The 21,305-nt window shown below is 43.3% G+C and carries 25 protein-coding genes; all 25 read left to right on the top strand.

What is annotated here, in order from left to right; all coding sequences use genetic code 11:
- The first annotated feature begins 30 nt into the window (after window positions 1-30).
- The 25 genes from topA to fliP all read left to right on the top strand — a co-directional run bounded on the left by topA (window position 31) and on the right by fliP (window position 21,295).
- Window positions 31-2,127: a type I DNA topoisomerase gene (gene topA / locus N179_RS06705; protein WP_029342082.1), complete on the top strand. Its 2,097-nt coding sequence runs from the start codon at window positions 31-33 to the stop codon at window positions 2,125-2,127.
- 3 nt (window positions 2,128-2,130) lie between these two features.
- The gene (trmFO, locus tag N179_RS06700) at window positions 2,131-3,435 is read left to right on the top strand and encodes an FADH(2)-oxidizing methylenetetrahydrofolate--tRNA-(uracil(54)-C(5))-methyltransferase TrmFO (protein WP_023468729.1); all 1,305 of its coding nucleotides are present in this window, start codon (window positions 2,131-2,133) and stop codon (window positions 3,433-3,435) included.
- A 145-nt stretch (window positions 3,436-3,580) separates the two neighbouring features.
- On the top strand, window positions 3,581-4,486 hold the full coding sequence (locus tag N179_RS06695) for a tyrosine recombinase XerC (protein WP_231496840.1): 906 nt from the start codon (window positions 3,581-3,583) through the stop codon (window positions 4,484-4,486).
- A gap of 14 nt (window positions 4,487-4,500) precedes the next feature.
- Window positions 4,501-5,052, top strand: coding sequence for an ATP-dependent protease subunit HslV (gene hslV / locus N179_RS06690; protein WP_023468727.1), 552 nt, complete (start codon window positions 4,501-4,503; stop codon window positions 5,050-5,052).
- Window positions 5,045-6,418, top strand: coding sequence for an ATP-dependent protease ATPase subunit HslU (gene hslU / locus N179_RS06685; RefSeq protein WP_023468726.1), 1,374 nt, complete (start codon window positions 5,045-5,047; stop codon window positions 6,416-6,418). Before hslV ends, hslU begins: the two co-directional genes overlap by 8 nt.
- 16 nt (window positions 6,419-6,434) lie before the next feature.
- The gene (gene codY / locus N179_RS06680; protein WP_023468725.1) at window positions 6,435-7,214 is read left to right on the top strand and encodes a GTP-sensing pleiotropic transcriptional regulator CodY; all 780 of its coding nucleotides are present in this window, start codon (window positions 6,435-6,437) and stop codon (window positions 7,212-7,214) included.
- 603 nt (window positions 7,215-7,817) lie between these two features.
- Window positions 7,818-8,180: a flagellar basal body rod protein FlgB gene (gene flgB / locus N179_RS06675; RefSeq protein WP_023468724.1), complete on the top strand. Its 363-nt coding sequence runs from the start codon at window positions 7,818-7,820 to the stop codon at window positions 8,178-8,180.
- A 2-nt stretch (window positions 8,181-8,182) separates the two neighbouring features.
- Window positions 8,183-8,581 (top strand): flagellar basal body rod protein FlgC, encoded by a 399-nt coding sequence (gene flgC, locus N179_RS06670; protein ID WP_023468723.1) that lies wholly within the window; start codon window positions 8,183-8,185, stop codon window positions 8,579-8,581.
- A 23-nt stretch (window positions 8,582-8,604) separates the two neighbouring features.
- Complete coding sequence (fliE, locus tag N179_RS06665) at window positions 8,605-8,892, top strand: flagellar hook-basal body complex protein FliE (protein ID WP_035396905.1); 288 nt, start codon at window positions 8,605-8,607, stop codon at window positions 8,890-8,892.
- Between the two features lie 28 nt (window positions 8,893-8,920).
- Window positions 8,921-10,492, top strand: a complete 1,572-nt coding sequence (fliF, locus tag N179_RS06660) for a flagellar basal-body MS-ring/collar protein FliF (RefSeq protein WP_023468721.1) — start codon at window positions 8,921-8,923, stop codon at window positions 10,490-10,492.
- A 4-nt stretch (window positions 10,493-10,496) separates the two neighbouring features.
- Window positions 10,497-11,504, top strand: coding sequence for a flagellar motor switch protein FliG (gene fliG, locus N179_RS06655; protein WP_023468720.1), 1,008 nt, complete (start codon window positions 10,497-10,499; stop codon window positions 11,502-11,504).
- The gene (locus tag N179_RS06650; protein ID WP_158024755.1) at window positions 11,497-12,222 is read left to right on the top strand and encodes a FliH/SctL family protein; all 726 of its coding nucleotides are present in this window, start codon (window positions 11,497-11,499) and stop codon (window positions 12,220-12,222) included. Before fliG ends, N179_RS06650 begins: the two co-directional genes overlap by 8 nt.
- Complete coding sequence (gene fliI, locus N179_RS06645) at window positions 12,215-13,528, top strand: flagellar protein export ATPase FliI (protein WP_035396772.1); 1,314 nt, start codon at window positions 12,215-12,217, stop codon at window positions 13,526-13,528. The genes N179_RS06650 and fliI overlap by 8 nt, the downstream gene beginning before the upstream one ends.
- 11 nt (window positions 13,529-13,539) lie before the next feature.
- Window positions 13,540-13,974, top strand: coding sequence for a flagellar export protein FliJ (locus N179_RS06640; RefSeq protein ID WP_023468717.1), 435 nt, complete (start codon window positions 13,540-13,542; stop codon window positions 13,972-13,974).
- Window positions 13,971-14,522 carry a MotE family protein gene (locus tag N179_RS06635; RefSeq protein ID WP_023468716.1) on the top strand — a complete coding sequence of 184 codons (552 nt, stop codon included), beginning with the start codon at window positions 13,971-13,973 and terminating at the stop codon, window positions 14,520-14,522. The genes N179_RS06640 and N179_RS06635 overlap by 4 nt, the downstream gene beginning before the upstream one ends.
- A gap of 10 nt (window positions 14,523-14,532) precedes the next feature.
- Complete coding sequence (locus N179_RS06630; RefSeq protein WP_075642540.1) at window positions 14,533-15,669, top strand: flagellar hook-length control protein FliK; 1,137 nt, start codon at window positions 14,533-14,535, stop codon at window positions 15,667-15,669.
- Window positions 15,653-16,108 carry a flagellar hook assembly protein FlgD gene (flgD, locus tag N179_RS06625; RefSeq protein ID WP_023468714.1) on the top strand — a complete coding sequence of 152 codons (456 nt, stop codon included), beginning with the start codon at window positions 15,653-15,655 and terminating at the stop codon, window positions 16,106-16,108. Before N179_RS06630 ends, flgD begins: the two co-directional genes overlap by 17 nt.
- Window positions 16,108-16,977: a flagellar basal body rod protein FlgG gene (flgG, locus tag N179_RS06620; protein WP_023468713.1), complete on the top strand. Its 870-nt coding sequence runs from the start codon at window positions 16,108-16,110 to the stop codon at window positions 16,975-16,977. The genes flgD and flgG overlap by 1 nt, the downstream gene beginning before the upstream one ends.
- A complete protein-coding gene (locus N179_RS06615; RefSeq protein WP_023468712.1) occupies window positions 16,974-17,213 on the top strand; it encodes a flagellar FlbD family protein in 240 nt (79 codons plus the stop codon). The genes flgG and N179_RS06615 overlap by 4 nt, the downstream gene beginning before the upstream one ends.
- Window positions 17,185-17,637, top strand: coding sequence for a flagellar basal body-associated FliL family protein (locus N179_RS06610; RefSeq protein WP_023468711.1), 453 nt, complete (start codon window positions 17,185-17,187; stop codon window positions 17,635-17,637). The genes N179_RS06615 and N179_RS06610 overlap by 29 nt, the downstream gene beginning before the upstream one ends.
- A 9-nt stretch (window positions 17,638-17,646) precedes the next feature.
- On the top strand, window positions 17,647-18,630 hold the full coding sequence (gene fliM, locus N179_RS06605) for a flagellar motor switch protein FliM (RefSeq protein WP_023468710.1): 984 nt from the start codon (window positions 17,647-17,649) through the stop codon (window positions 18,628-18,630).
- 1 nt (window position 18,631) lies between these two features.
- Entirely contained in the window at window positions 18,632-19,762 is a 1,131-nt protein-coding gene (fliY, locus tag N179_RS06600; RefSeq protein WP_035396775.1) for a flagellar motor switch phosphatase FliY, read from the top strand.
- A gap of 14 nt (window positions 19,763-19,776) precedes the next feature.
- A complete protein-coding gene (locus tag N179_RS06595; protein ID WP_023468708.1) occupies window positions 19,777-20,142 on the top strand; it encodes a response regulator in 366 nt (121 codons plus the stop codon).
- Window positions 20,143-20,273: 131 nt separating this feature from the next.
- A complete protein-coding gene (locus N179_RS06590) occupies window positions 20,274-20,630 on the top strand; it encodes a flagellar biosynthetic protein FliO (RefSeq protein WP_244150216.1) in 357 nt (118 codons plus the stop codon).
- A complete protein-coding gene (gene fliP / locus N179_RS06585) occupies window positions 20,627-21,295 on the top strand; it encodes a flagellar type III secretion system pore protein FliP (RefSeq protein ID WP_023468706.1) in 669 nt (222 codons plus the stop codon). The genes N179_RS06590 and fliP overlap by 4 nt, the downstream gene beginning before the upstream one ends.
- Window positions 21,296-21,305 lie beyond the last annotated feature (10 nt).

Genomic DNA, 21,305 nt, shown 5'->3' with positions numbered 1-21,305 from the left:
CGAGTACGCCTCTAATAGGGAGCGATTGCAATGGCAAAATATCTAGTAATCGTCGAGTCACCCGCTAAGGCAAAAACCATTAAACGTTATCTCGGATCCAACTATACCGTGAAAGCGTCGATGGGGCACGTCATTGACTTGCCGAAAAGCCAAATGGGAGTCGACGTCGAACATGACTATGAACCGAAATATATCACGATCCGTGGTAAAGGTCCGGTCTTAAAAGAACTCAAGACAGCTGCGAAAAAAGCACAAAAAATCTATCTCGCAGCCGACCCCGACCGTGAAGGGGAAGCGATCGCATGGCATTTAGCTAAAGCATTAGGCGTTGATGAATCAACGGAGTGCCGCGTCGTCTTCAATGAAATCACGAAAGATGCCATCAAGGATTCGTTCAAGCGACCACGCAAGCTCAACTATGATCTTGTCGATGCGCAGCAAGCCCGTCGTATCTTGGACCGCCTTGTTGGTTACAGCATGAGTCCGTTATTATGGAAGAAGATTAAAAAAGGGTTATCTGCGGGACGCGTTCAATCCGTTGCCGTCAAGATGATCATCGATCGTGAACAAGAAATCAATGCGTTCATGCCTGAAGAATACTGGACGATCAAACTCGAACTCGATGCAAACGGTGAAAAGCTCGAAGCGAACTTCTACGGAGTCGATGGCAAGAAGCGTGAACTTCATTCGCAAGAAGAAGTCGATCAAATCTTGAATCAACTCTCAGAAGACTTTACAGTTGATTCCGTCACGAAAAAAGAGCGGAAACGGAATCCGGCGTTACCGTTTACGACGAGTTCTTTGCAACAGGAAGCAGCACGTAAGCTGAACTTCCGAGCGAAGAAGACGATGATGATCGCACAACAGCTATACGAAGGAATCGAAATTGGAAAAGAAGGTACAGTCGGTTTGATTACGTATATGCGTACCGATTCGACACGGACGTCAGATTCGGCGAACCTCGAAGCACACGGGTTCATTGAGCAGGCGTACGGAAAAGAATACATCGCAAGCGAGAAACGTAAAGAAAAGAAATCAGCGAACTCACAAGATGCACACGAAGCGGTTCGTCCGACTTCGACGATGCGTGAGCCACAACTCGTCAAATCGTATTTATCGCGTGATCAGTTCCGCTTATATAAACTAATTTGGGAACGGTTCGTCGCAAGCCAGATGGCGCCAGCGATTCTCGATACTGTCAAAATCGATCTCGTCTCGAACGACGTCACGTTCCGTGCGAACGGGTCGACCGTTAAATTCCCGGGCTTCATGAAGGTCTACATCGAAGATACGGACGATGAGGCGGTTTCAGACGTCAAGGAAGGACTACTTCCTCCACTCGATGAAGGGGAAGAGTTGAAACAATCAGCAATCGAACCGAAACAACACTTCACACAACCACCACCACGTTATACGGAAGCACGTCTTGTCCGGGCGATGGAAGAGCTCGGTATCGGTCGTCCGTCGACGTATGCGCCGACGCTCGATACGATTCAAAAACGGGGTTACGTGACGCTTGAAGAGAAGAAATTTTTACCAACGGAACTCGGTGAACTCGTCATCGATATGATCAGCGACTATTTCCAAGAGTTCATCACTGTCCAGTTCACGGCAGACATGGAAGCTTTACTCGATGCGATCGAAAAAGGTGACATGCAGTGGACGGAAGTCGTCGATCCAATCTATAAGTCCTTTGCAAAGCGTCTGACACGAGCAGAAGCAGAAATCGAGAAGATTGAAATCAAAGATGAACCGGCTGGAGAAGATTGTGAAGTCTGTGGTCACCCGATGGTCATCAAGATGGGACGTTATGGCAAGTTCATGGCGTGCTCGAACTTCCCAGAGTGTCGTAATACGAAACCGATCCAAGTCGAGATCGGTGTGAAGTGTCCGACATGTGGAACGGGCGACATCGTCGAACGTCGTAGTAAAAAAGGACGTTTGTTCTACGGTTGTTCGAACTATCCGGAGTGTGAGTTCGTCTCATGGGATAAACCGGTCGAAGAACCATGTCCGGTATGTAGTAGTATGATGGTACAAAAGAAAATCAAGAACGGTGTGAAAGTAGAATGTACATCTTGTGGACATCATGAAACACGCATCGATCAGGAGCAAGAGGAGGAATGACCGTTGAAACGTGTAACGGTAATCGGCGCGGGACTTGCAGGTTCTGAAGCAGCATGGCAACTTGCAAAACGCGGCGTACAAGTAGATTTATATGAAATGCGGCCTGTCAAACAGACACCCGCGCACCATACAGACCAATTCGCTGAACTCGTCTGTTCGAACTCACTTCGAGCGAACCAGTTAACGAACGCAGTTGGTGTCTTAAAGGAAGAGATGCGTCAGCTCGATTCCTTGATCATGAAAGCAGCAGACTTAGCGAGCGTTCCAGCAGGTGGAGCACTTGCTGTCGATCGGCACGACTTCGCAGGATATGTGACGGAAACGTTGAAAAACCACCCGAACGTTACCGTCCATCATGAAGAAATCGAAGCGATTCCAGATGGTCCGACGATCGTCGCGACGGGTCCGTTGACGAGTGCGGCATTATCGGAATCACTTAAACAATTCACAGGTGAAGATTACCTATACTTCTTCGATGCAGCGGCACCGATTCTCGATGGAGACACGATCGATCGTGAGAAGGTTTACCTGAAATCACGATATGATAAAGGCGAAGCTGCCTACTTGAATTGTCCAATGACGGAAGAAGAATTCCAGCTCTTCTATGATGAGCTGATCAATGCGGAAGTCGTTCCATTGAAGGAATTTGAAAAAGAGATTTACTTCGAGGGCTGTATGCCATTTGAAGTTCTCGCTTCACGCGGACCGAAAACACTCTTGTTTGGACCGATGAAGCCAGTTGGACTTGAAGATCCGAAGACAGGCAAACGACCATATGCTGTCGTTCAATTGCGTCAGGATAACTCAGCTGGAACATTGTTCAACCTTGTCGGCTTCCAGACACATTTGAAATGGGGCGAACAAAAGCGGATCATTCGCTTGATTCCTGGTCTTGAGAATGCAGAAATCGTCCGTTATGGTGTCATGCACCGTAACACGTTCGTCAACTCACCGAATTTATTGAAACCAACGTATCAGACACGTACACGTGACGACTTGTTCTTTGCTGGTCAAATGACAGGTGTCGAAGGGTACGTCGAGTCAGCAGCGTCCGGTTTGACGGCAGGAATCAATGCGGCACGTCTCGTCAATGAGGCGGAACCGGTTACGTTCCCGCAGGAAACGATGATGGGTGCGATGTCGCACTATATCACGACGACGGAAGGGAAGAACTTCCAGCCAATGAATGCCAACTTCGGATTGGTACCAGCACTCGTCGGTCATCCGGTTCGGATGAAAAAACCTGAGAAGTATGCGCTCTACGCAGAGCGAGCACTTGAAGCAATCAAAGATTTCACGGATATGTGATTTTTGATGGGGAGAAAGGCGTGATTTAGCGCTCTTTCTCCCCATTTCTTAATTTGTCATAAAAGCGTGATAATTTCGTTAATTTTTCGGTTTTTGGTCTATTGTCAGACTACTTGGTCTGTGCTATGCTAAGGGCGATTCGAGAATGAAATGGTCAGAAGGGGGCGCATTCATGGGGATAGACACTGCTTTTGAGCGACTGCTAGAAGATTTCATGCGGTATGTTCATATTGAACGTCAATTATCTCCGAATACAGGTCGCTCTTATGATCAAACACTTCGACAATACGCCGCTTTTTGCCGCGATCATCAGTTACGATCGATTGAATTGGCAAGTGCACGGCGTTATTTGTATGCTCTTTACGATCAGGAGCTGGCGCGGGCGACGATTGCACAAAAAGTTTCCTGCCTCAAACAATTTGGTCGTTTTTTGACACGTGACACCGATGAGCCTAATCCCTTCGATGGATTAAAAGCACCAAAACGACAACAAGGACTTCCGACATTCCTCGTCCCAACGGAATATGAACGTTTCCTCGATGCCTTTCGATCGAGTGATACGCTTGGCAACCGGAATGTGGCGTTAGTAGAACTTTTATATGCGACGGGTATGCGGGTCAGCGAGGTCGTTCAACTGGATCTTCGTGATCTCGCGACTGATCACTCCTACGTCCATGTGTATGGAAAAGGTGGGAAGGAACGCATCGCACCAATCGGAACCTTTGCTAAAGATGCATTAGAACTGTACTTACCATCACGAGATCCAGTCGCAGGTCATGAGCAAGCGTTGTTCTTGTCTCATTCAGGGCGTCGATTGACGACGGATGCGATTCGGAAAATCATGAAAAAAGGGGAACAACTCGTTGGGAAACATGTGACACCACATGCGCTTCGTCATAGTTTCGCGACAGATTTACTGGAAAGAGGCGCCGATTTGCGAGCGGTCCAGGAGTTACTTGGACACGCATCGCTGTCGACGACCGGTCAGTATACACACGTAACGACGGAACGATTACGACATGTTTATCAACAAGCACATCCTCGTGCCTAAGGGAGGAAACATTGATGTTTCATGCAACGACGATTTTTGCGATTCAACATAACGGACAATCCGCGATGAGCGGAGACGGACAGGTGACTTTCGGAAACCAAGTCATCATGAAGAAAAGTGCGAAAAAAGTACGGCGCCTCTATGGTGGCAAAGTCATTGCCGGATTTGCTGGAAGTGTCGCGGACGCGTTCACACTCTTTGAAAAATTCGAAGCGAAGCTTGAAATGTATAACGGGAACTTACAACGGGCAGCAGTTGAGCTGGCGAAGGAATGGCGAGGCGATAAGATGTTGCGTCAACTTGAAGCACTCTTACTTGTCATGGATGGAACACATCTCTTACTTGTATCCGGAAACGGGGAAGTCATCGAACCGGATGACGGCATTCTCGCAATCGGTTCAGGTGGTAATTATGCGCTTGCAGCAGGTCGCGCGTTAGCTCGACATGCAAGTCATCTCACAGCAGAGGAGATCGCCCGCGCAGCGCTTGAGACGGCTGGTGAACTCTGTGTCTTTACGAACGATCAAATCATCCTAGAAACGATCGGAGGCAATGACCATGCATGAATTGACGCCAAGACAAATCGTCGAGAAGTTAAATGAACATGTCATCGGACAAGCGGATGCTAAACGTGCGGTGGCGATTGCTTTACGTAATCGGTACCGTCGACAATTACTCGATGCATCGATGCGGGATGAAGTCACACCGAAGAATATCCTGATGATCGGACCGACCGGAGTCGGAAAGACTGAAATTGCGCGACGCCTCGCGAAACTCGTCCGTGCGCCGTTCGTCAAAATCGAAGCGACGAAATTCACGGAAGTAGGGTACGTCGGTCGTGATGTGGAGTCAATGGTGCGGGATCTCGTGGAAGCGTCTCTACGTCTTGTCAAAGATGAGAAAAAAGAAGCGCTCAAAGATCGAGCGGAAGCAGTGGCGAACGAACGAATCGTCGATGCGTTATCTGGTAAAAAAGCGTCATCTGGTCTCGGTGGTGGAACGAATCCGTTTGAGATGTTGTTTGGAGGGAACCAGAAGCAACAAGAGCCGGATACATCGGAAGCGACAGCCGACCGTTCGTTACTTCGTCAGCAATTACTGACAGGGCAACTTGAGGATCGCATGATTGAGGTCGATGTTGAAGAACGCCAAGTGGATTTATTCTCTGGGCAACAAGGCATGGAGGGGCTCGCGAATCTTCAGGATATGCTCGGACAAGTCATGCCGAAGAAAACGAAGAAGCGTCAGCTCACAGTCAAGGAAGCACGACCAATCCTGACGGCGGAAGAAGCGGAGCGGTTGCTCGACTTGAACGAAGTCCATGACGAAGCGGTTCGTCGCGCAGAACAAATGGGTATCATCTTCGTCGATGAGATCGATAAGATCGCGACAAAAGGACATGATTCAGCTGGTGTTTCACGAGAGGGTGTTCAACGAGACATCTTACCGATCGTTGAAGGATCGACGATCGTTACGAAATATGGTCCAGTCAAGACGGATCACATCTTGTTCATCGCTGCGGGTGCATTCCATATGGCGAAACCATCTGATCTGATTCCTGAACTCCAAGGTCGTTTTCCGATCCGTGTCGAACTCGATAGTTTGACAGAAGATGACTTTGTCAAAATTTTGACTGAACCGAATCAAGCATTACTCAAACAATATAAAGCATTATTAGGGGCAGAGCACGTTCATGTCACCTTTACAGAAGAAGCCATTCGTGAAATCGCACGGATTGCTGCACAAGTGAACGATGAGACGGATAATATCGGAGCGCGGCGCTTGTATACGATCATGGAGCGCGTCCTTGAAGAATTATCCTTCGAAGCAGCAGACATGCCGGAGACGGATGTGACGATCACGCCACAATACGTGACGGAACGAGTTGGAAAAGTAGCAGATGATCGAGACTTAAGTCAGTTCATCTTATAAAGTGGAGGAAGAAAAAATGAATTTATTGGCGAAAACGCGGAAGCTGAATACGATGTTACAACAAGAAGCGAGCACACATGTTGATTTCAAGGTCATGGCTGATCGACTCAGCGAAGTCATGGAATCGAACACATTCATCGTAAGTCGGCGCGGTAAGTTACTAGGTATCGCAATCAAGCAACAAATCGAAAATGACCGGGTCCGTGGTTTCTTAGAAGAACGTCAATTCCCGGAAGATTACACGAAAAAATTATTTAACGTCACGGAAACGACAGCAAACATTGCCATCGATAGTGAACATACGGCATTCCCAGTCGACAACCGTGATACGTTCGAAACGTCGAAAACGACGATCGTACCGATCATCGGTGGTGGCGAACGCCTTGGTACACTGGTTCTCGGTCGTATGGTGGAAGACTTCAACGAAGAAGACCTCGTGCTTGCAGAGTATGGTGCGACAGTCGTCGGGATGGAAATCCTTCGTGAGAAGGCACATGAGGCGGAAGATAAAGCACGGAAGAAAGCGGTCGTTCAGATGGCGATCAATTCGTTGTCTTATTCAGAACTTGAAGCGATTGAACATATCTTCGAAGAGCTGGAAGGAAATGAAGGACTACTCGTCGCTTCCAAGATTGCCGATCGCGTCGGTATCACGCGTTCTGTCATTGTCAACGCACTGCGTAAACTCGAAAGTGCAGGCGTCATCGAGTCGCGTTCACTTGGAATGAAAGGAACTTACATTAAAATTTTGAACGACAATTTCCTTTATGAGTTAGAGCGTATTAAATCGAACTAAAAAATAATGAGATACAGCGTATTTTTCGTTAATCGTTTTTAACGTCTGTATTAGATAAGCGATTCTTCTTCAATGTGAGAAGAATCGCTTTTTTTGTTAAAGACGATTTCTTACAAACATCCATCAGGTGATAGAAGAAGCAATGCAGATCCACTCTTCTTTAAATGGTTATCGTAGAGTATCAATGAAAAATACCAAGAAAAGGGGTGGATAAAAAAGTTAAAAGAGAAGGAACTATTTTTATATTTATTCAAAGAAATTACAATTTGGTGTTTTTTTCATTCTGTATTAGATGTATAATCAATTCTGTTGCTCATGAATGAAATATTTTAAATCTTAGTTTAGACATTTTCTGTAAATCATAAATTAGTCCATTTTTATTAATTAAACTTTTTTCTATTCGTAGATGCATAGGTAATATTTATCATTTTTGAACAAAATGGTAATTAAAGGTGAAAAATGAACATCTCATTACCCTTTTTTTAAAATTTATCCTTTTCAAACATTGACCTATTTGTTTCAATTATTTCAGATATGTTACTGATGACTTACTAGTTTTAATATTCTTCAATTCCAAACTATTCATACATGGAGGGCGGATAAATGGATTGGTTAGGTTCCGATTATTCTTTACTCACTAAAGCAGTCAATCGTACTGTAGATTCTCAAAAAGTAATATCTAAAAATATTGCGAATGTTGATACACCTGGATACAAAGCACAACGTTTAGTGTTTTCGGATGTACTAGACTCTCAAATGAAAATGAGTCTAAAGCGTCATGCTCAAATTGATGCGCAAGGTTCGATCGTTGAGCAATCGACTTCTATGCGTAACGATGGAAATGGTGTCGATATTGATTTTGAGATGTCTGAATTATCACGCAATCAAATCGAGTATGAGGCATTAGTAGAACAGCTGAATCGGAAATTTTCAGGAATCCAATCAGTAATTAGAGGAGGCAGATAAAAGTGAGTATGTTCGGTGGATTTCATACTTCTGCATCAGGGTTAACTGCACAACGTCTCCGGCTTGATACGGTTTCAGCAAATATTGCAAATGCTCAAACGACACGGGGAGAACTTGTAGATGGTCAATGGCAACCCTACGCTCGTAAATTAGCAGTGCTTAAGGAAACGGCTAACGGTGTAACGGTTAGCGAACTTCGAAAAGATGAAGAGCCTTTTAAATTAGAATACAACCCAAGTCATCCGGATGCAGACGAGCTTGGATACGTCAAAATGCCGAATGTCGACATTTTAAAAGAAATGGTCGATATGATGGGCGCGACACGATCTTATGAAGCAAACGTGACAGCTCTTAACGCGACGAAAGCAATGCTTGTTAAAGCGATGGAGATCGGTAAGTAAGAATGAAGGGATGATGAATGACCATGGCAATTCAAGCAATTCAGGGATTACAACCCATTCTTCAAAATCAAATGACTCCTAAAACAACACCAAGTGACTTTAGCGAAGTGTTAAGTCAAGCAATGAATGGATTAAATGCGACACAAAGCGCTTCATCTCAAGCACGAGTAGATTTGGCGACGGGAAAGTCAACAGATCTACATAATATTATGATTAAAACAGAAGAAGCATCTCTCTCTATGCAACTCGCCATTGAGGTCCGTAATAAGGGCATCGAAGCATACCAAGAAATGATGCGTATGCAACTGTGAATGTTAAGGAAAGCGTGGGAGATGTTGAATGAACGAAGGATTAAAAGCAAGATGGAACACCATTAATACAACGTGGAAATCATGGTCACTCGCTAAAAAGGCGATGATTCTTGGAAGTATTATCGTCGTTTTAGCAGCGTTGATCGTCGCTATTCTCTGGTTATCTAAACCAACGATGACACCCCTTTATTCAAAATTATCACCACAAGAAGCCGGACAAGTGACGGAAAAACTAAACGAGGACGGTATTCAGTCTGAAGTTGTTAGTGAAGCTAATGGCGTGACCATTCTTGTTCCAGAGGCGAATGTTGAGAATTTGAAAGTCGAATTAGCAACAGCTGGTATTCCAAAGTCTGGTCAAATTGATTATTCCTTCTTTAGTGAAAACGCGGGTTTCGGAACGACGGATAAAGAAATGAACATCTTGGAACGCGACACGATGCAGACGGAACTCGAAAACTTGATTACACAAGTCAATGGAATCGAGTCAGCTAAAGTCATGATTACGCTCCCAGAAAAGAGTGTCTTTTTATCGGATGAGAAAGAATCTTCAACAGTATCGGTCGTATTGACCTCTAGCGCAGGTAGTAACTTGAATAATCAAACGGTTCAAGGTCTGTATCATTTGATCGCTAAAAGTATTCCAAATCTTAAAGAAGAAAACATTACGATCATGGATCAGTACTTCACGTACTATGAACCGGGCAATGCGACGCAGACAGCAGGTGGAACAGATCCGATGGCGCTTAAAAAAGCAACAGAGAACGATTTACGGAAACAGATCCAACAAATGCTTTCCGTTGTTCTTGGACCGCAAAAAGCACTCGTATCGGTCACGGCGGACGTAGATGTTACGAAACGTCAGGAAGAACAAAAATTAGTAGAACCAGTAGATCCAGATAAAATCGAAGGAATCGTCACATCTGCTGAAAAAGTAGCTGAAGCATACACAGGTGCAGCGAATCAGGGAACTGCTGGGACTGGCGAAAATGAAACAATCAATTTCCCGACAGGAAATGGTGAAGCTGGAGATACGAGTGAAAAAACACACGATATTATTAACTATGAAGTAAATCGAATCACGAAACAGATTTCTGGGGCACCATATGAAATTCGTGACTTAGGTATTCAAATCATAGTAGAACCACCAAAGGGTCAGACACAAATTGATCCGCAGTTACAAACGGACTTACAGACGATGATGTATTCTATCATTCGTACGTCCATTACAAAACAAGATGCTAAAACGACGTTAACAGATGCGGAACTGACAAATAAAGTAGTTGTCATGTCTCGACCATTTGCTAACACGACAACTAAACAGACCGCTACTTCAGAAACAATTCCGATGTGGGTTTGGTTTGCATTAGGTGCAGCAGCTTTAGTCATCATAGGCATGATTTTCTTCATGGTTCGTAAACGTAAAAAAGAAGAAGAGGAAAGCTTAGAGGAATGGACACCGATTGAAACAGAAATTCCTGAGTTATCGACTGAAGATAATAGCAATGAAGCACAAAAACGAAAACAACTAGAAAAATTAGCAGCGTCAAATCCAGACGAATTTGCAAAACTGCTTAGAACTTGGTTAGCGGAGGATTGATCCTATGAAGAAATTAGAGATGAATAGTCGTGAAAAGGCTGCCGTCCTAATGATTTCATTAGGTCCAGAAGTCGCGGCGAACGTATATAAGCATCTAAGTGAAGAAGAGATGGAATGGTTGACGTTACAAATCTCAAGCATGAAACGAATTGACCCTGAAGATAAAGCAGGTGTTCTGGATGAATTTCATGATTTAGCAATGGCACAGAACTATATCACGCAAGGTGGTATCGGTTTTGCGAAATCCGTATTAGAAAAAGCTGTTGGTGAAGAAAAGGCGATGGAATTGATTCATCGCCTCACATCAACACTTCAAGTACGTCCTTTCGAGTTTGCACGAAAAGCAGATTCAAAACAATTATTGAATTTTATTCAAAATGAACATCCGCAAACGATTGCTCTAGTCCTTGCTCATTTGGATCCAGCGAAGTCAGGACAAATCCTTTCTGAGCTTCCGGCAGAGGCACAGTCGGATGTAGCGAGACGAATTGCTACGATGGATCGAATGAATCCGGAAATCATTAGTGAAGTTGAGTTGATTTTAGAACGTAACCTGTCTCAAGCAGGAATGCAAGACTATGCTCAGTCAGGCGGGATTGAAGCAGTGGTTCAAGTGTTGAATGGTGTTGACCGAACGACAGAACGAACGATTTTGGATACGCTTGAAATTCAAGATCCTGAACTCGCTGAGGAAATTAAAAAGCGGATGTTCGTATTTGAGGATATTGTCACATTGGATGCACGTGCAATTCAACGTATCATTCGTGAAGTTTCAAATGAGGATCTTCTTTTAGCATTGAAAGTATCATCTGATGACGTCAAAGACATGGTGTATCGAAATATGTCTCAGCGGATGGTCGAGTCGTTCAAAGAAGATATGGAGTTCATGGGTCCTGTTCGATTACGCGATGTCGAAGAAGCACAAAGTCGAATTGTCGGTATCATTCGTCGTTTAGAAGATATGGGTGAGATCGTCGTCGCACGCGGTGGAGGAGATGATATCGTTGTCTAACGTCATTAAACGGCAGAGTGTCTTGTCTAAATCGCAGCGTTTGATTCATCAGCCAGTAGCATCGTCTGAAAACGTTGATCATGAAAGTAATCTCGTTACGATTTCCTATGAAGAAGAATGGTTAGAACGTCAGAATCAATTGACACTTTTAGAAAAGCGTTTGATGGAAGAACACGAATCAAGACTAGCGCAATTGGAAGAAGAAAAATTAAGAACGCTCGAGGCGGCAACGCTGCAAGGGTATGAAGCAGGGTTTGTTGAAGGACAATCAAGCGGCTTCGCAACATATGATAAGGCAATGTCTGACTTAAATGCGTTAAGTGAGAAATTAGAGCAACGTTTTCAAGAGAAACTTATGATGATGGAACATGATCTATGTGTAGCTGCTCTTCAAACGACGCATTTATTTCTAGAAAATCTATTAGATTCTGATGAAGAGACATTGTATAAGATGATTCATAAACTATTGATTCAGTTTAGAGATCGCGAGAAATTATTTGTCTATGCATCGCCTCAAGATTTTGAACGCTTAGTCATGATGGAAGATAAGATTCAATCTATTCTCGGAGCGACAGTCAGTGTCCAACTCCGGTTAGATCCAGAATTGTCACCACGTGATTTTAGAATCGATTCTGAAAATGGAGCGATTACGGGTGGGTTACACTCCAGTTTTAAACATCTTGAGAAAAAGATTTTTGAGGTGTTGACGGATGTATAAAGTTCAACATTTGCAAGAAGCGATTCAAGACATTAAATTTGATGATCTGCTTCGACATTCAGGTAAAGTAGTCCAAGTTATTGGTTTGATGATCGAATCGAGAGGACCTACTGCTGTATCAATTGGAGAGCGCTGTTTTATTCAATTGAACGCACACCATGAAATTGAAGCAGAGGTCGTTGGCTTTAAAGAGGGGCATGTTCTACTTATGCCTTATGGTGAAACGACAGCAATCGCTCCAGGATCCATCGTTGTTGCTTCAGGTAAACCGTTACACGTTCCTGTAGGCGAAGAGTTGATAGGTCAAGTGTTAGATGGACTAGGCAGACCATTAGACGGTGAAAACCTAGAGCATTTAAAAACAACATCCATTGTTAGAAAGCCACCAAGTCCGCTTAGTCGCCCACGTATTAGCGAAGTACTCTCAACTGGGATACGAGCAATTGATACGTTATTAACAGTAGGTGAAGGACAGCGTGTTGGGTTATTTGCAGGATCAGGCGTCGGAAAGTCCACACTTTTAGGAATGATTGCGAAACGGTCAACAGCGGATATCAACGTGATTGCTTTAATTGGAGAGCGTGGACGTGAAGTCAAAGAGTTTATCGAAGCGGAGTTAGGTGAGGAAGGAATGAGTCGGTCGATCATCGTTGTAGCAACGAGTGATCAATCGCCCCTTGTACGACTTAAAGGTGCTTACACTGCAACAGCGATTGCTGAGTACTTTCGGGATCAAGGGAAAAATGTCGTCCTGATGATGGACTCCGTTACACGATTTGCAATGGCACAACGTGAAATCGGACTAGCAACAGGTGAACCTCCCGCTTCAAAAGGATATACACCAAGTGTCTTTGCGCTACTCCCACAACTTTTGGAGCGAAGCGGTAAGACTGAAAAAGGCTCGATCACAGCATTCTATACCGTCTTGGTTGATGGGGATGATATGAATGAACCGATTGCAGATGCTGTACGCGGAATTTTGGATGGTCACTTTGTACTGGATCGGAATTTAGCGAACAAAGGACAATATCCTGCGATTCATGTATTACGCTCCATCAGTCGTGTCATGAATCAAATCACTTCAGAAGAGCATAAACAAAAGGCCATCGTTTTTCGTCAGCTTCTCTCTACTTATTTAGATGCGGAAGATTTGATTAACATTGGAGCGTATAAAAGCGGAACAAATCCAGAAATCGATCGGGCCATTCAAATCTATCCACAACTCATCGAATTTCTAAAACAGTCTGTCCATGAAGTGAGTGACTTAGATGCCGCAATTGAAAGACTATTTCAGATTATTCCATAAGGGGAGCGGACATGCGAACGATATATGAACGAATCATTCCGCTCGCTGAAGCGGAAAAGGATCGAGTCTCAAAAGAAACAGCTGAAAAAAAGATGCGTTATGAAGAGGAAATGCAGAAGCTGTATCAACTGTTAGTCCGGTACGAAACGTTTTTGAAAGAACAGGATCAAATCGGACGGATTGAGTTGGTTGATTCACAATATCGTGAAAGAGCCAGGGATGTAGTGAAGCAACAAATCGAGAGACAACAGTTGTTCGTCACGCAAGCTAAGAACGTTTATGAAAAAGCGCAATTGGCATTAAAAGAAGCCATGATCGAAGAGAAAAAATTCACCAAACTACAAGAAAATCATTTTATTGAAGTACGGCGAGAACTTGCAATAGTAGAACAAAATCAACTAGATGAGCTATCTCTTCTACATTTTAAAAGAGGTCAAACGATATGAGTGAACAAAAGACGTCAAAGCAGTGGATATTACCATTAGTGATCATCCCGTTTATCATCATCTTGCTGACAGCATACTTCGTGTTGAATTATGCGAACGGAAGACCATTATTATCTTTACCGTTCGATACAGAAAAAACAGCAAAATCTACTGCTACCTCTAATGACCAAGAGTTGGTCAAACGTTTAAAAGTAGCAAACAACGAAATTAAGAAATTACGCAATGAAAAAGAAGAACAAAAGCAAACGTTGCAAGTGAAAGAACAAGAAATCACGAAACTAATCTCAGAACGGGATCAGTTAAAAAAAGCATCAACTCCTGCTGCTTCAACTACTTCTACGAGTGAGAAGAAAACTAAGAAAACACCAGTATCTGATGTATATGCAGAAATGTCACCTAAAGAAGCGGCGTTAATCTTTAATGAACTCAGCCCAACTGAAGTGGTTTCGATCATTGAAAACATCGATGCAGAACAGCAAGCTGCAATCATTGCCAAAATGGATGCCAAAAAAGCAGCAGCATTAACTCAATTATTAGCTTCGGAATAGAGGTGAGATCATGAATATTTCAGATCTTCAAATGAATCCGGTACAAGGAACAGCGATAGGTACCGATGAGATGGGGAACGCAACAGATGCAACAGGTAAGTTTGCGACACTTTTACAATTTCTAACGAGCAATGAGTTGACTGTAAATCAAGGAATACCGGATGTATCACTAAAAGATTTGGAACGTGTAGATGTAGATGGAAAATCTGAAAAGGCTGTATTGCTTCAAAATATCCAGTCGCTTATGGATCATCCAGAAATGATTTTAGAAGTGCTGGAGCAACCTGAGGTCAGTAGCCTTCCAATTCATTCGGTGAAGCATCGAGAGATTGTTCAGATTTTAAAGGCGATTCAAGAAGGAAATATCGAATCTGCTGTTCAGCTACTCGATCAATCATCCATCACTCCCGCTCAAATTAATGCGTTAATCGGAAATGTATTACAGAAACAGAATCAGCAATTGAAGCCAGAAGTAAATTCCGTGCAAAGTATTGGAACGGCTCCAGTAGAAGAAAACATGGAGAAGTTGATTTTACCCGTCAAAAATGAACTGATGTCGTCGAAAGAAAAGTTCATGGAAACGGGTCAGAATAAAATAGTGAATGTTATTCAGAAACAAAGTCAAGAGCCCTCCTCAGCACTGGAACAAGATATTAAAGCGAATACAGCAGCACCGGCAGTAAGTGTAAATCGAATGAATCATGCGCTCCTTTTCAATAGCGTGAATCGCACAGTTCCATTTTTACCGGTCGATGAGCAAATCATGAATCGAATCGAAGCGGCGTTAAAGCAAGCACCTTTTATAAACGGTAAAGATGGTTCTTCAAAAATCTCTATTCGTTTATATCCTGAACAGTTAGGCGAACTAGTCGTTCAAGTAGATCGAAAAGGAAATGAACTTACGATTAAGCTTTTCATGGCGAATGAGCAAACGAAGCAATTGATCGAACAACAACTCGGAAAACTACATACGACACTACATCAACAGAGTCCGGTTGTGAAAATCGAAACAGGTATCATTGCGACTGCTGCAAGAGAATTTGAACAAGGATTCTCTTCAGAACGACGTGAACAGGAAAAACAGGAATCTTCTTCACATCAGCAAGAAGAAGAGCGAGAGGAGGAAGAAGATGACGGAAGGGATTAAAAATGACGGTTCTTCGTTTCAGTTACCTGAAAAAAAGCAAACCGTATCCAACAACTCGATGGATAAAGATATGTTCATGAAAATTTTAATCGCCCAGTTATCGAACCAAGATCCAACAGCTCCGATGGAAGATAAAGAGTTCATTGCCCAAATGGCTCAGTTTTCTTCGTTAGAACAGATGCAATCGATTGGAAAAGGGATGGAAACGATGATCCTAAATCAGCATGCGGGTGCGTTGATGACGTACAGTAACCTGATTGGGAAAGATGTCAGTTATACACCGTCTGCTAACGCTGAGGATGAAACGTCTTCAACGGAAGAGACAGCAACTGTACTAAGTGTCAAACGAGATGGTGTGGATGTCATCGCTGAATTATCGAACGGTAAACGGGTCAGTGTGTATGACCTGACGCAAATCAAATCTAAGGAGGAAAAATAATGTTACGTTCAATGTATTCAGGAATCAGTGGGTTGAAAAACTTCCAAACGAAATTGGATGTCGTCGGTAACAACATCGCAAACGTCAATACATTCGGTTACAAAAAAGGGCGTGTTACGTTCAAGGATTTAGTTAACCAATCTGTCGGATCTGCTTCTGGTGCGGGTGGCGGCGTCGGGGGAACGAACCCGAAACAAGTCGGTCTTGGGGCATCGATGTCAACAGTCGATAACGTCTACAACCAAGGAGCACTTCAAAATACCGGTCGGACGCTTGACGTCGGGATTTCTGGTGAAGGATTCTATCAAGTCATGACAGCGGAAGGTATTCGCTATACGAGATCTGGAAACTTCTATACGGATTTAGACGGAAACATCGTTACTGGTGATGGAAACTACGTTGTTGGTACTGGAACAGCTGCTGTTCCAACAGGTCCTGTTCCTAATAACTTACCGAATGGTTCTGTTCCACCTGCAGCGCCGACTCCAGGTTATCAAAAATTAAAAATCCCTACTGATGCACGAAACTTATCGATTGGGAAAGATGGATTAGTCACTTATGTAAATAATACGGGTGCGCTAACTACGGTAGGGTATATTACATTAGCAAACTTCCCTAACCCAGGTGGTCTTGAAAAGTCTGGTGTAAATTTATTTGCTTCTTCTCAAAACTCTGGTGCAGCAGCAACCGGAACCCCTAGTACAAACGGTCTCGGTCAATTGACATCTGGAACACTCGAGATGTCAAACGTCGATTTGTCAGAAGAATTTACGGAAATGATCATTGCACAGCGCGGTTTCCAGGCAAACACACGAATCATTACAACGAGTGACCAAGTGTTAGAAGAACTCGTCAATCTGAAACGATGATTCAGTTAACGACGTTACGGAAAACACCATTAGTCATTAATGCCAGCTTGATTGAATCCATTCGTTCGACTCCTGATACGACGATTCACCTCATTGGTGGACAAACGTATGTCGTACAAGAATCGATGGAGGAAGTGACGGAGGCAGCAATTCAATTTTATCGTCAAATCGGATTGACCGGTTTGACGAGTGTAAGGAGGATCGATGATGGCGGAAGAAGAGAAAAAGAAAAGTAAGCTTAAATTACCATTGATCATGGTCATCGTTGCTCTCATGATGGTTGGAGCTGGGTACATGGTAATGAAATATTTGATTGCTCCAGATGAAACGAAAGCAAAAGTAGAACAGCCGACTGGAGAAGAGCTTGATGCACGTAGTCTTCAGACTGATGATTTGACGACGAACATCTCAGACGAACGTTTCTTGAATGTACAATTTACAATCGTAACCGATGACCAAAAAACACGGGATGATTTAGAATTACGTAAATTCCAAATTAACAACATCATTCTTGGGGATTTATCTACCATGAAAAAATCGGATTTGGATTCGAAAGCCGACATGGAGAAACTGGAAGAAAAATTACGTGTCCAGTTCAAAAAACTCATCCAAGAGGGTGATGTCCAACGTGTCTACACTACGAAAAAAATCATCCAGTGAGGTGGCAGCATGAGCGAAGTATTATCACAACATGAAATTGACGCCTTGCTATCAGCTATTTCAAGTGGAGATATGGAAGTTGAGGAAATCAGGAGTCAAGAAGAAGAGCGGCGCGTTAAGGTATATGATTTCAAACGTGCCCTTCGTTTCTCTAAAGACCAATTACGAAACTTAACGCGCATTCATGAGCAATTTGCTCGAGTGCTAACGACTCATTTTTCAGCTCAGTTAAGAACATATGTCCAGTTCACAGTGAATACAGTGGAACAACTGCCTTATGATGAATTCATTCATTCTATTCCAAATATGACATTAATCAATTTGGTCAACCTTCAACCATTAGACGGGAAAGTCATTTTTGAAGTGAACCCAAATATTGCGTATGCAATGTTAGATCGTCTGCTTGGTGGACCGGGCGAAGGAATGAACAAAATTGAGAACTTAACTGAAATTGAAACACGTATTTTGACGCAGCTGTTTAAACGAGCATTTGTGCAATATGGAGCGGCTTGGGAATCGATTACAGAATTAGAAGCTGAATACGATGATCTTGAGATCAATCCACAATTTCTCCAGCTCGTCTCTCCAAATGAAACGGTTATTCTTGTGTCCATTTATGTAACGGTCGGTGAAGTGAGTGGCACATTAAATGTATGTTTACCTTTCGTCACATTAGAACCGATTTTACCTAAACTATCCAGTCATTTTTGGATGCAACAAGATAAGCGTAAGTCAATCAATGATCAAGCGTCTGAACATATGCAGACTCAATTAATGAGTTCTGTCGTCGATTTGAAAGCAGTGCTTGGCCAGACGGATCTGTCGTTTGGTGAGTTGTTACACCTCGAAGTTGGCGACTGTCTATCCCTGAAGACACGTACATCTGATCCGGTTGAACTGTTCGTCGATGATCGTAAAATGTTCAAGGCGCGACCAGGTCTAAATGGGAAGCATCTCGCTTTACAAGTCATACAACGAATTGAGGAGGAATAACATGAGCGATATGCTTTCGCAAGATGAGATCGATGCTTTATTAAGAGGAACACCATCTGATTCTGATGATGCAAGCGATACCCAATCGGATGAAGAAGTTTTAGATGAGATGGAAATCGATGCGCTTGGAGAAGTAGGGAATATTTCATTAGGAAATTCAGCTACCGCTTTATCCGCATTGTTGAATCAAAAAGTAGAAATTACGACGCCACATGTTCGAATGATTACGATGGATGAATTAAGAAGTCGTTATCCCATTCCGCATGTTGCCTTACGCGTTGGATATACAGAAGGTTTTAAAGGTGAAAATGTCCTCATCTTAACACAACGGGATGCCTCCATTATTGCGAACTTAATGATGGGCGGAGATGGTGTCATTGATGAAACTGCTGAGATGGAGCCGATTGCGCTTTCAGCTGTACAAGAAGCAATGAACCAAATGATGGGAGCTGCCGCTACATCGATGTCCACGGTATTCTCCATGAGAATTGATATCTCACCTCCAGCTGTTGAAATTTTTGATTTTTCGCAAGAGAAAAGTATCGTAGATAGTTTCTCTCTTTGGGACAGTATGGTCATCATTGAGTTCGATTTGAAAATCGGGACATTGATTGATTCGAAAATCGTACAGTTGGCACCGCTCGAGTTTTCTAAACAACTCATTCAAAAGTTGTTCTTAGCAAGCACAGAAGTATCAAATGAGCCTTCACCGGTTCAACCTGCGGCACAAACTCAACCTAAATCGTCACCAGCCGTTGAAGCTTCTCCACCGCCAGCAAAACCTGCTCCAGTTCAGGAACAAGTAGTGAAAGAAAGTGTTGCTGTCAGTCCTGTCCAATTCGGTCAATTAAGTGATGCACAAGTAGACGGTACGCCGGCTAATATTGGTATGTTGTATGACGTACCGTTGAACGTCACGGTTGAACTAGGACGTACACGACGATCGGTTAGAGATATCCTAGAACTGACGCAAGGTTCCATCATTGAACTTGATAAATTAGCAGGTGAACCAGTAGATGTATTTGTAAACAACACGTTGATTGCAACCGGAGAAGTTGTAGTCATTGAAGAAAACTTCGGAGTACGCATTACAGAAATCGTAAATACAAAAGAACGTCTTCGGATGTTCTAAGGAGGAACTATAAAATGAGTGCAAAAGTATTAATCGTAGATGACGCTGCTTTCATGCGAATGATGATCAAGGAAATTTTATCGAAGAATGGCTACGATGTCGTTGGCGAAGCGGAGAATGGATTAGAGGCTGTTTCAAAGTATAAGGAATTAACACCAGATCTCGTCACACTCGATATCACGATGCCAGAAATGGACGGAATCTCTGCTTTAAAGGAAATTAAAGCAATTAATCCTGCTGCCAAAGTCATCATGTGTTCAGCAATGGGACAACAGTCAATGGTTATCGATGCTATTCAAGCAGGTGCTAAAGATTTCATCGTTAAACCGTTCCAAGCAGATCGTGTACTAGAAGCGGTTTCGAAAACTGTCTCGTCATGAAAAAAGTGACTTTGCTGATTTGTCTGCTGTTTTTGCTTTCGGTTCCCGTAAGTGCAGAAACAGTCGAAGAAAAATTAAATCCAACTCAGAACGATGCACCGGCGACTCAGCAAGTCGATGAGAGTCCTTCCATGGCGTTGACTATTTTTAAAGGAGTCGTCGTTCTTATCGTCTTGATCGGCGGATTCATCCTTGTGACACGATTCATTCACGAACGAACGCGAGGTGTCAGACATTCCGGACGATTGACCCATTTAGGTGGAGTACCACTCGGGAAAGATCGATCGGTTCAGTTAGTCAAGATACAAGATAAGATTTACGTCGTCGGTGTCGGTGAAAACGTACAATTATTAGATACATTGGATGATCTGGAAGGATATGAACCAACGGATTTTGAAGAGTCTTCCCCGAAATCCTCACCTTCGCCGTTTCTTGAGACGTTTAAACAACAACTCGAACAACTGCAAAAGAATCGAGGTCGCTCATGAATACGATTGAGAATCTGATATCACTTGATACTCCGTCAGGAACAGCGACATCGATTAAGCTACTTGTGTTACTGACGTTGTTATCACTTGCGCCGTCACTGCTCATTTTGATGACCTGCTTTACGCGTGTTGTCGTTGTGTTGTCTTTTGTCCGTTCTGCTCTTGGAACACAACAGACGCCACCCAACCAGCTCCTCGTTGGACTCGCTTTGTTCATTACATTATTCGTTATGTCGCCTGTCTTATCTGAATTAAACACGACGGCCTTAAAACCATATATGGCAGATAAAATCAGTCAAGATGAAGCGTTTGATAAAGCGGGAGATACGATGAAACGGTTCATGTCGAAACACACGCGAACAAACGATTTAGAGTTGTTTTTAAAGTACGGTAATTATGAAAAACCAGAAAAAATTGAAGATATTCCACTTGTCGCACTTGTTCCAGCTTATGCGATCAGTGAATTAAAAACGGCCTTTCAAATCGGGTTCATGATCTTCATACCTTTTCTTGTCATCGATATGGTCGTCTCAAGTGTCCTGATGTCGATGGGAATGATGATGTTGCCGCCGGTCATGATTGCGTTACCGTTTAAATTATTGTTATTTATTTTAGTTGACGGCTGGCACCTGATCGTTGAATCATTGCTCGTCAGTATGCGTTAGGGAGGGATCC

Source organism: Exiguobacterium indicum HHS 31 (assembly GCF_001939065.1).
Classification (GTDB): Bacteria; Bacillota; Bacilli; order Exiguobacteriales; family Exiguobacteriaceae; genus Exiguobacterium_A; species Exiguobacterium_A indicum.
Note: the sequence above shows the minus strand (reverse complement) of the source record. Positions and strands in the feature narration are given on the sequence as shown.

Excerpts from the sequence above, each read along its gene's own strand:
- topA (WP_029342082.1), top strand. The coding sequence starts at position 31 with ATGGCAAAATATCTAGTAATCGTCGAGTCACCCGCTAAGGCAAAAACC.
- N179_RS06695 (WP_231496840.1), top strand. The coding sequence starts at position 3,581 with ATGAAATGGTCAGAAGGGGGCGCATTCATGGGGATAGACACTGCTTTT.
- hslV (WP_023468727.1), top strand. The coding sequence starts at position 4,501 with ATGTTTCATGCAACGACGATTTTTGCGATTCAACATAACGGACAATCC.
- hslU (WP_023468726.1), top strand. The coding sequence starts at position 5,045 with ATGCATGAATTGACGCCAAGACAAATCGTCGAGAAGTTAAATGAACAT.
- codY (WP_023468725.1), top strand. The coding sequence starts at position 6,435 with ATGAATTTATTGGCGAAAACGCGGAAGCTGAATACGATGTTACAACAA.
- flgB (WP_023468724.1), top strand. The coding sequence starts at position 7,818 with ATGGATTGGTTAGGTTCCGATTATTCTTTACTCACTAAAGCAGTCAAT.
- fliE (WP_035396905.1), top strand. The coding sequence starts at position 8,605 with ATGGCAATTCAAGCAATTCAGGGATTACAACCCATTCTTCAAAATCAA.
- fliF (WP_023468721.1), top strand. The coding sequence starts at position 8,921 with ATGAACGAAGGATTAAAAGCAAGATGGAACACCATTAATACAACGTGG.
- fliG (WP_023468720.1), top strand. The coding sequence starts at position 10,497 with ATGAAGAAATTAGAGATGAATAGTCGTGAAAAGGCTGCCGTCCTAATG.
- fliI (WP_035396772.1), top strand. The coding sequence starts at position 12,215 with ATGTATAAAGTTCAACATTTGCAAGAAGCGATTCAAGACATTAAATTT.
- N179_RS06640 (WP_023468717.1), top strand. The coding sequence starts at position 13,540 with ATGCGAACGATATATGAACGAATCATTCCGCTCGCTGAAGCGGAAAAG.
- N179_RS06635 (WP_023468716.1), top strand. The coding sequence starts at position 13,971 with ATGAGTGAACAAAAGACGTCAAAGCAGTGGATATTACCATTAGTGATC.
- N179_RS06630 (WP_075642540.1), top strand. The coding sequence starts at position 14,533 with ATGAATATTTCAGATCTTCAAATGAATCCGGTACAAGGAACAGCGATA.
- flgD (WP_023468714.1), top strand. The coding sequence starts at position 15,653 with ATGACGGAAGGGATTAAAAATGACGGTTCTTCGTTTCAGTTACCTGAA.
- flgG (WP_023468713.1), top strand. The coding sequence starts at position 16,108 with ATGTTACGTTCAATGTATTCAGGAATCAGTGGGTTGAAAAACTTCCAA.
- N179_RS06615 (WP_023468712.1), top strand. The coding sequence starts at position 16,974 with ATGATTCAGTTAACGACGTTACGGAAAACACCATTAGTCATTAATGCC.
- N179_RS06610 (WP_023468711.1), top strand. The coding sequence starts at position 17,185 with ATGGCGGAAGAAGAGAAAAAGAAAAGTAAGCTTAAATTACCATTGATC.
- fliM (WP_023468710.1), top strand. The coding sequence starts at position 17,647 with ATGAGCGAAGTATTATCACAACATGAAATTGACGCCTTGCTATCAGCT.
- fliY (WP_035396775.1), top strand. The coding sequence starts at position 18,632 with ATGAGCGATATGCTTTCGCAAGATGAGATCGATGCTTTATTAAGAGGA.
- N179_RS06595 (WP_023468708.1), top strand. The coding sequence starts at position 19,777 with ATGAGTGCAAAAGTATTAATCGTAGATGACGCTGCTTTCATGCGAATG.
- N179_RS06590 (WP_244150216.1), top strand. The coding sequence starts at position 20,274 with ATGGCGTTGACTATTTTTAAAGGAGTCGTCGTTCTTATCGTCTTGATC.
- fliP (WP_023468706.1), top strand. The coding sequence starts at position 20,627 with ATGAATACGATTGAGAATCTGATATCACTTGATACTCCGTCAGGAACA.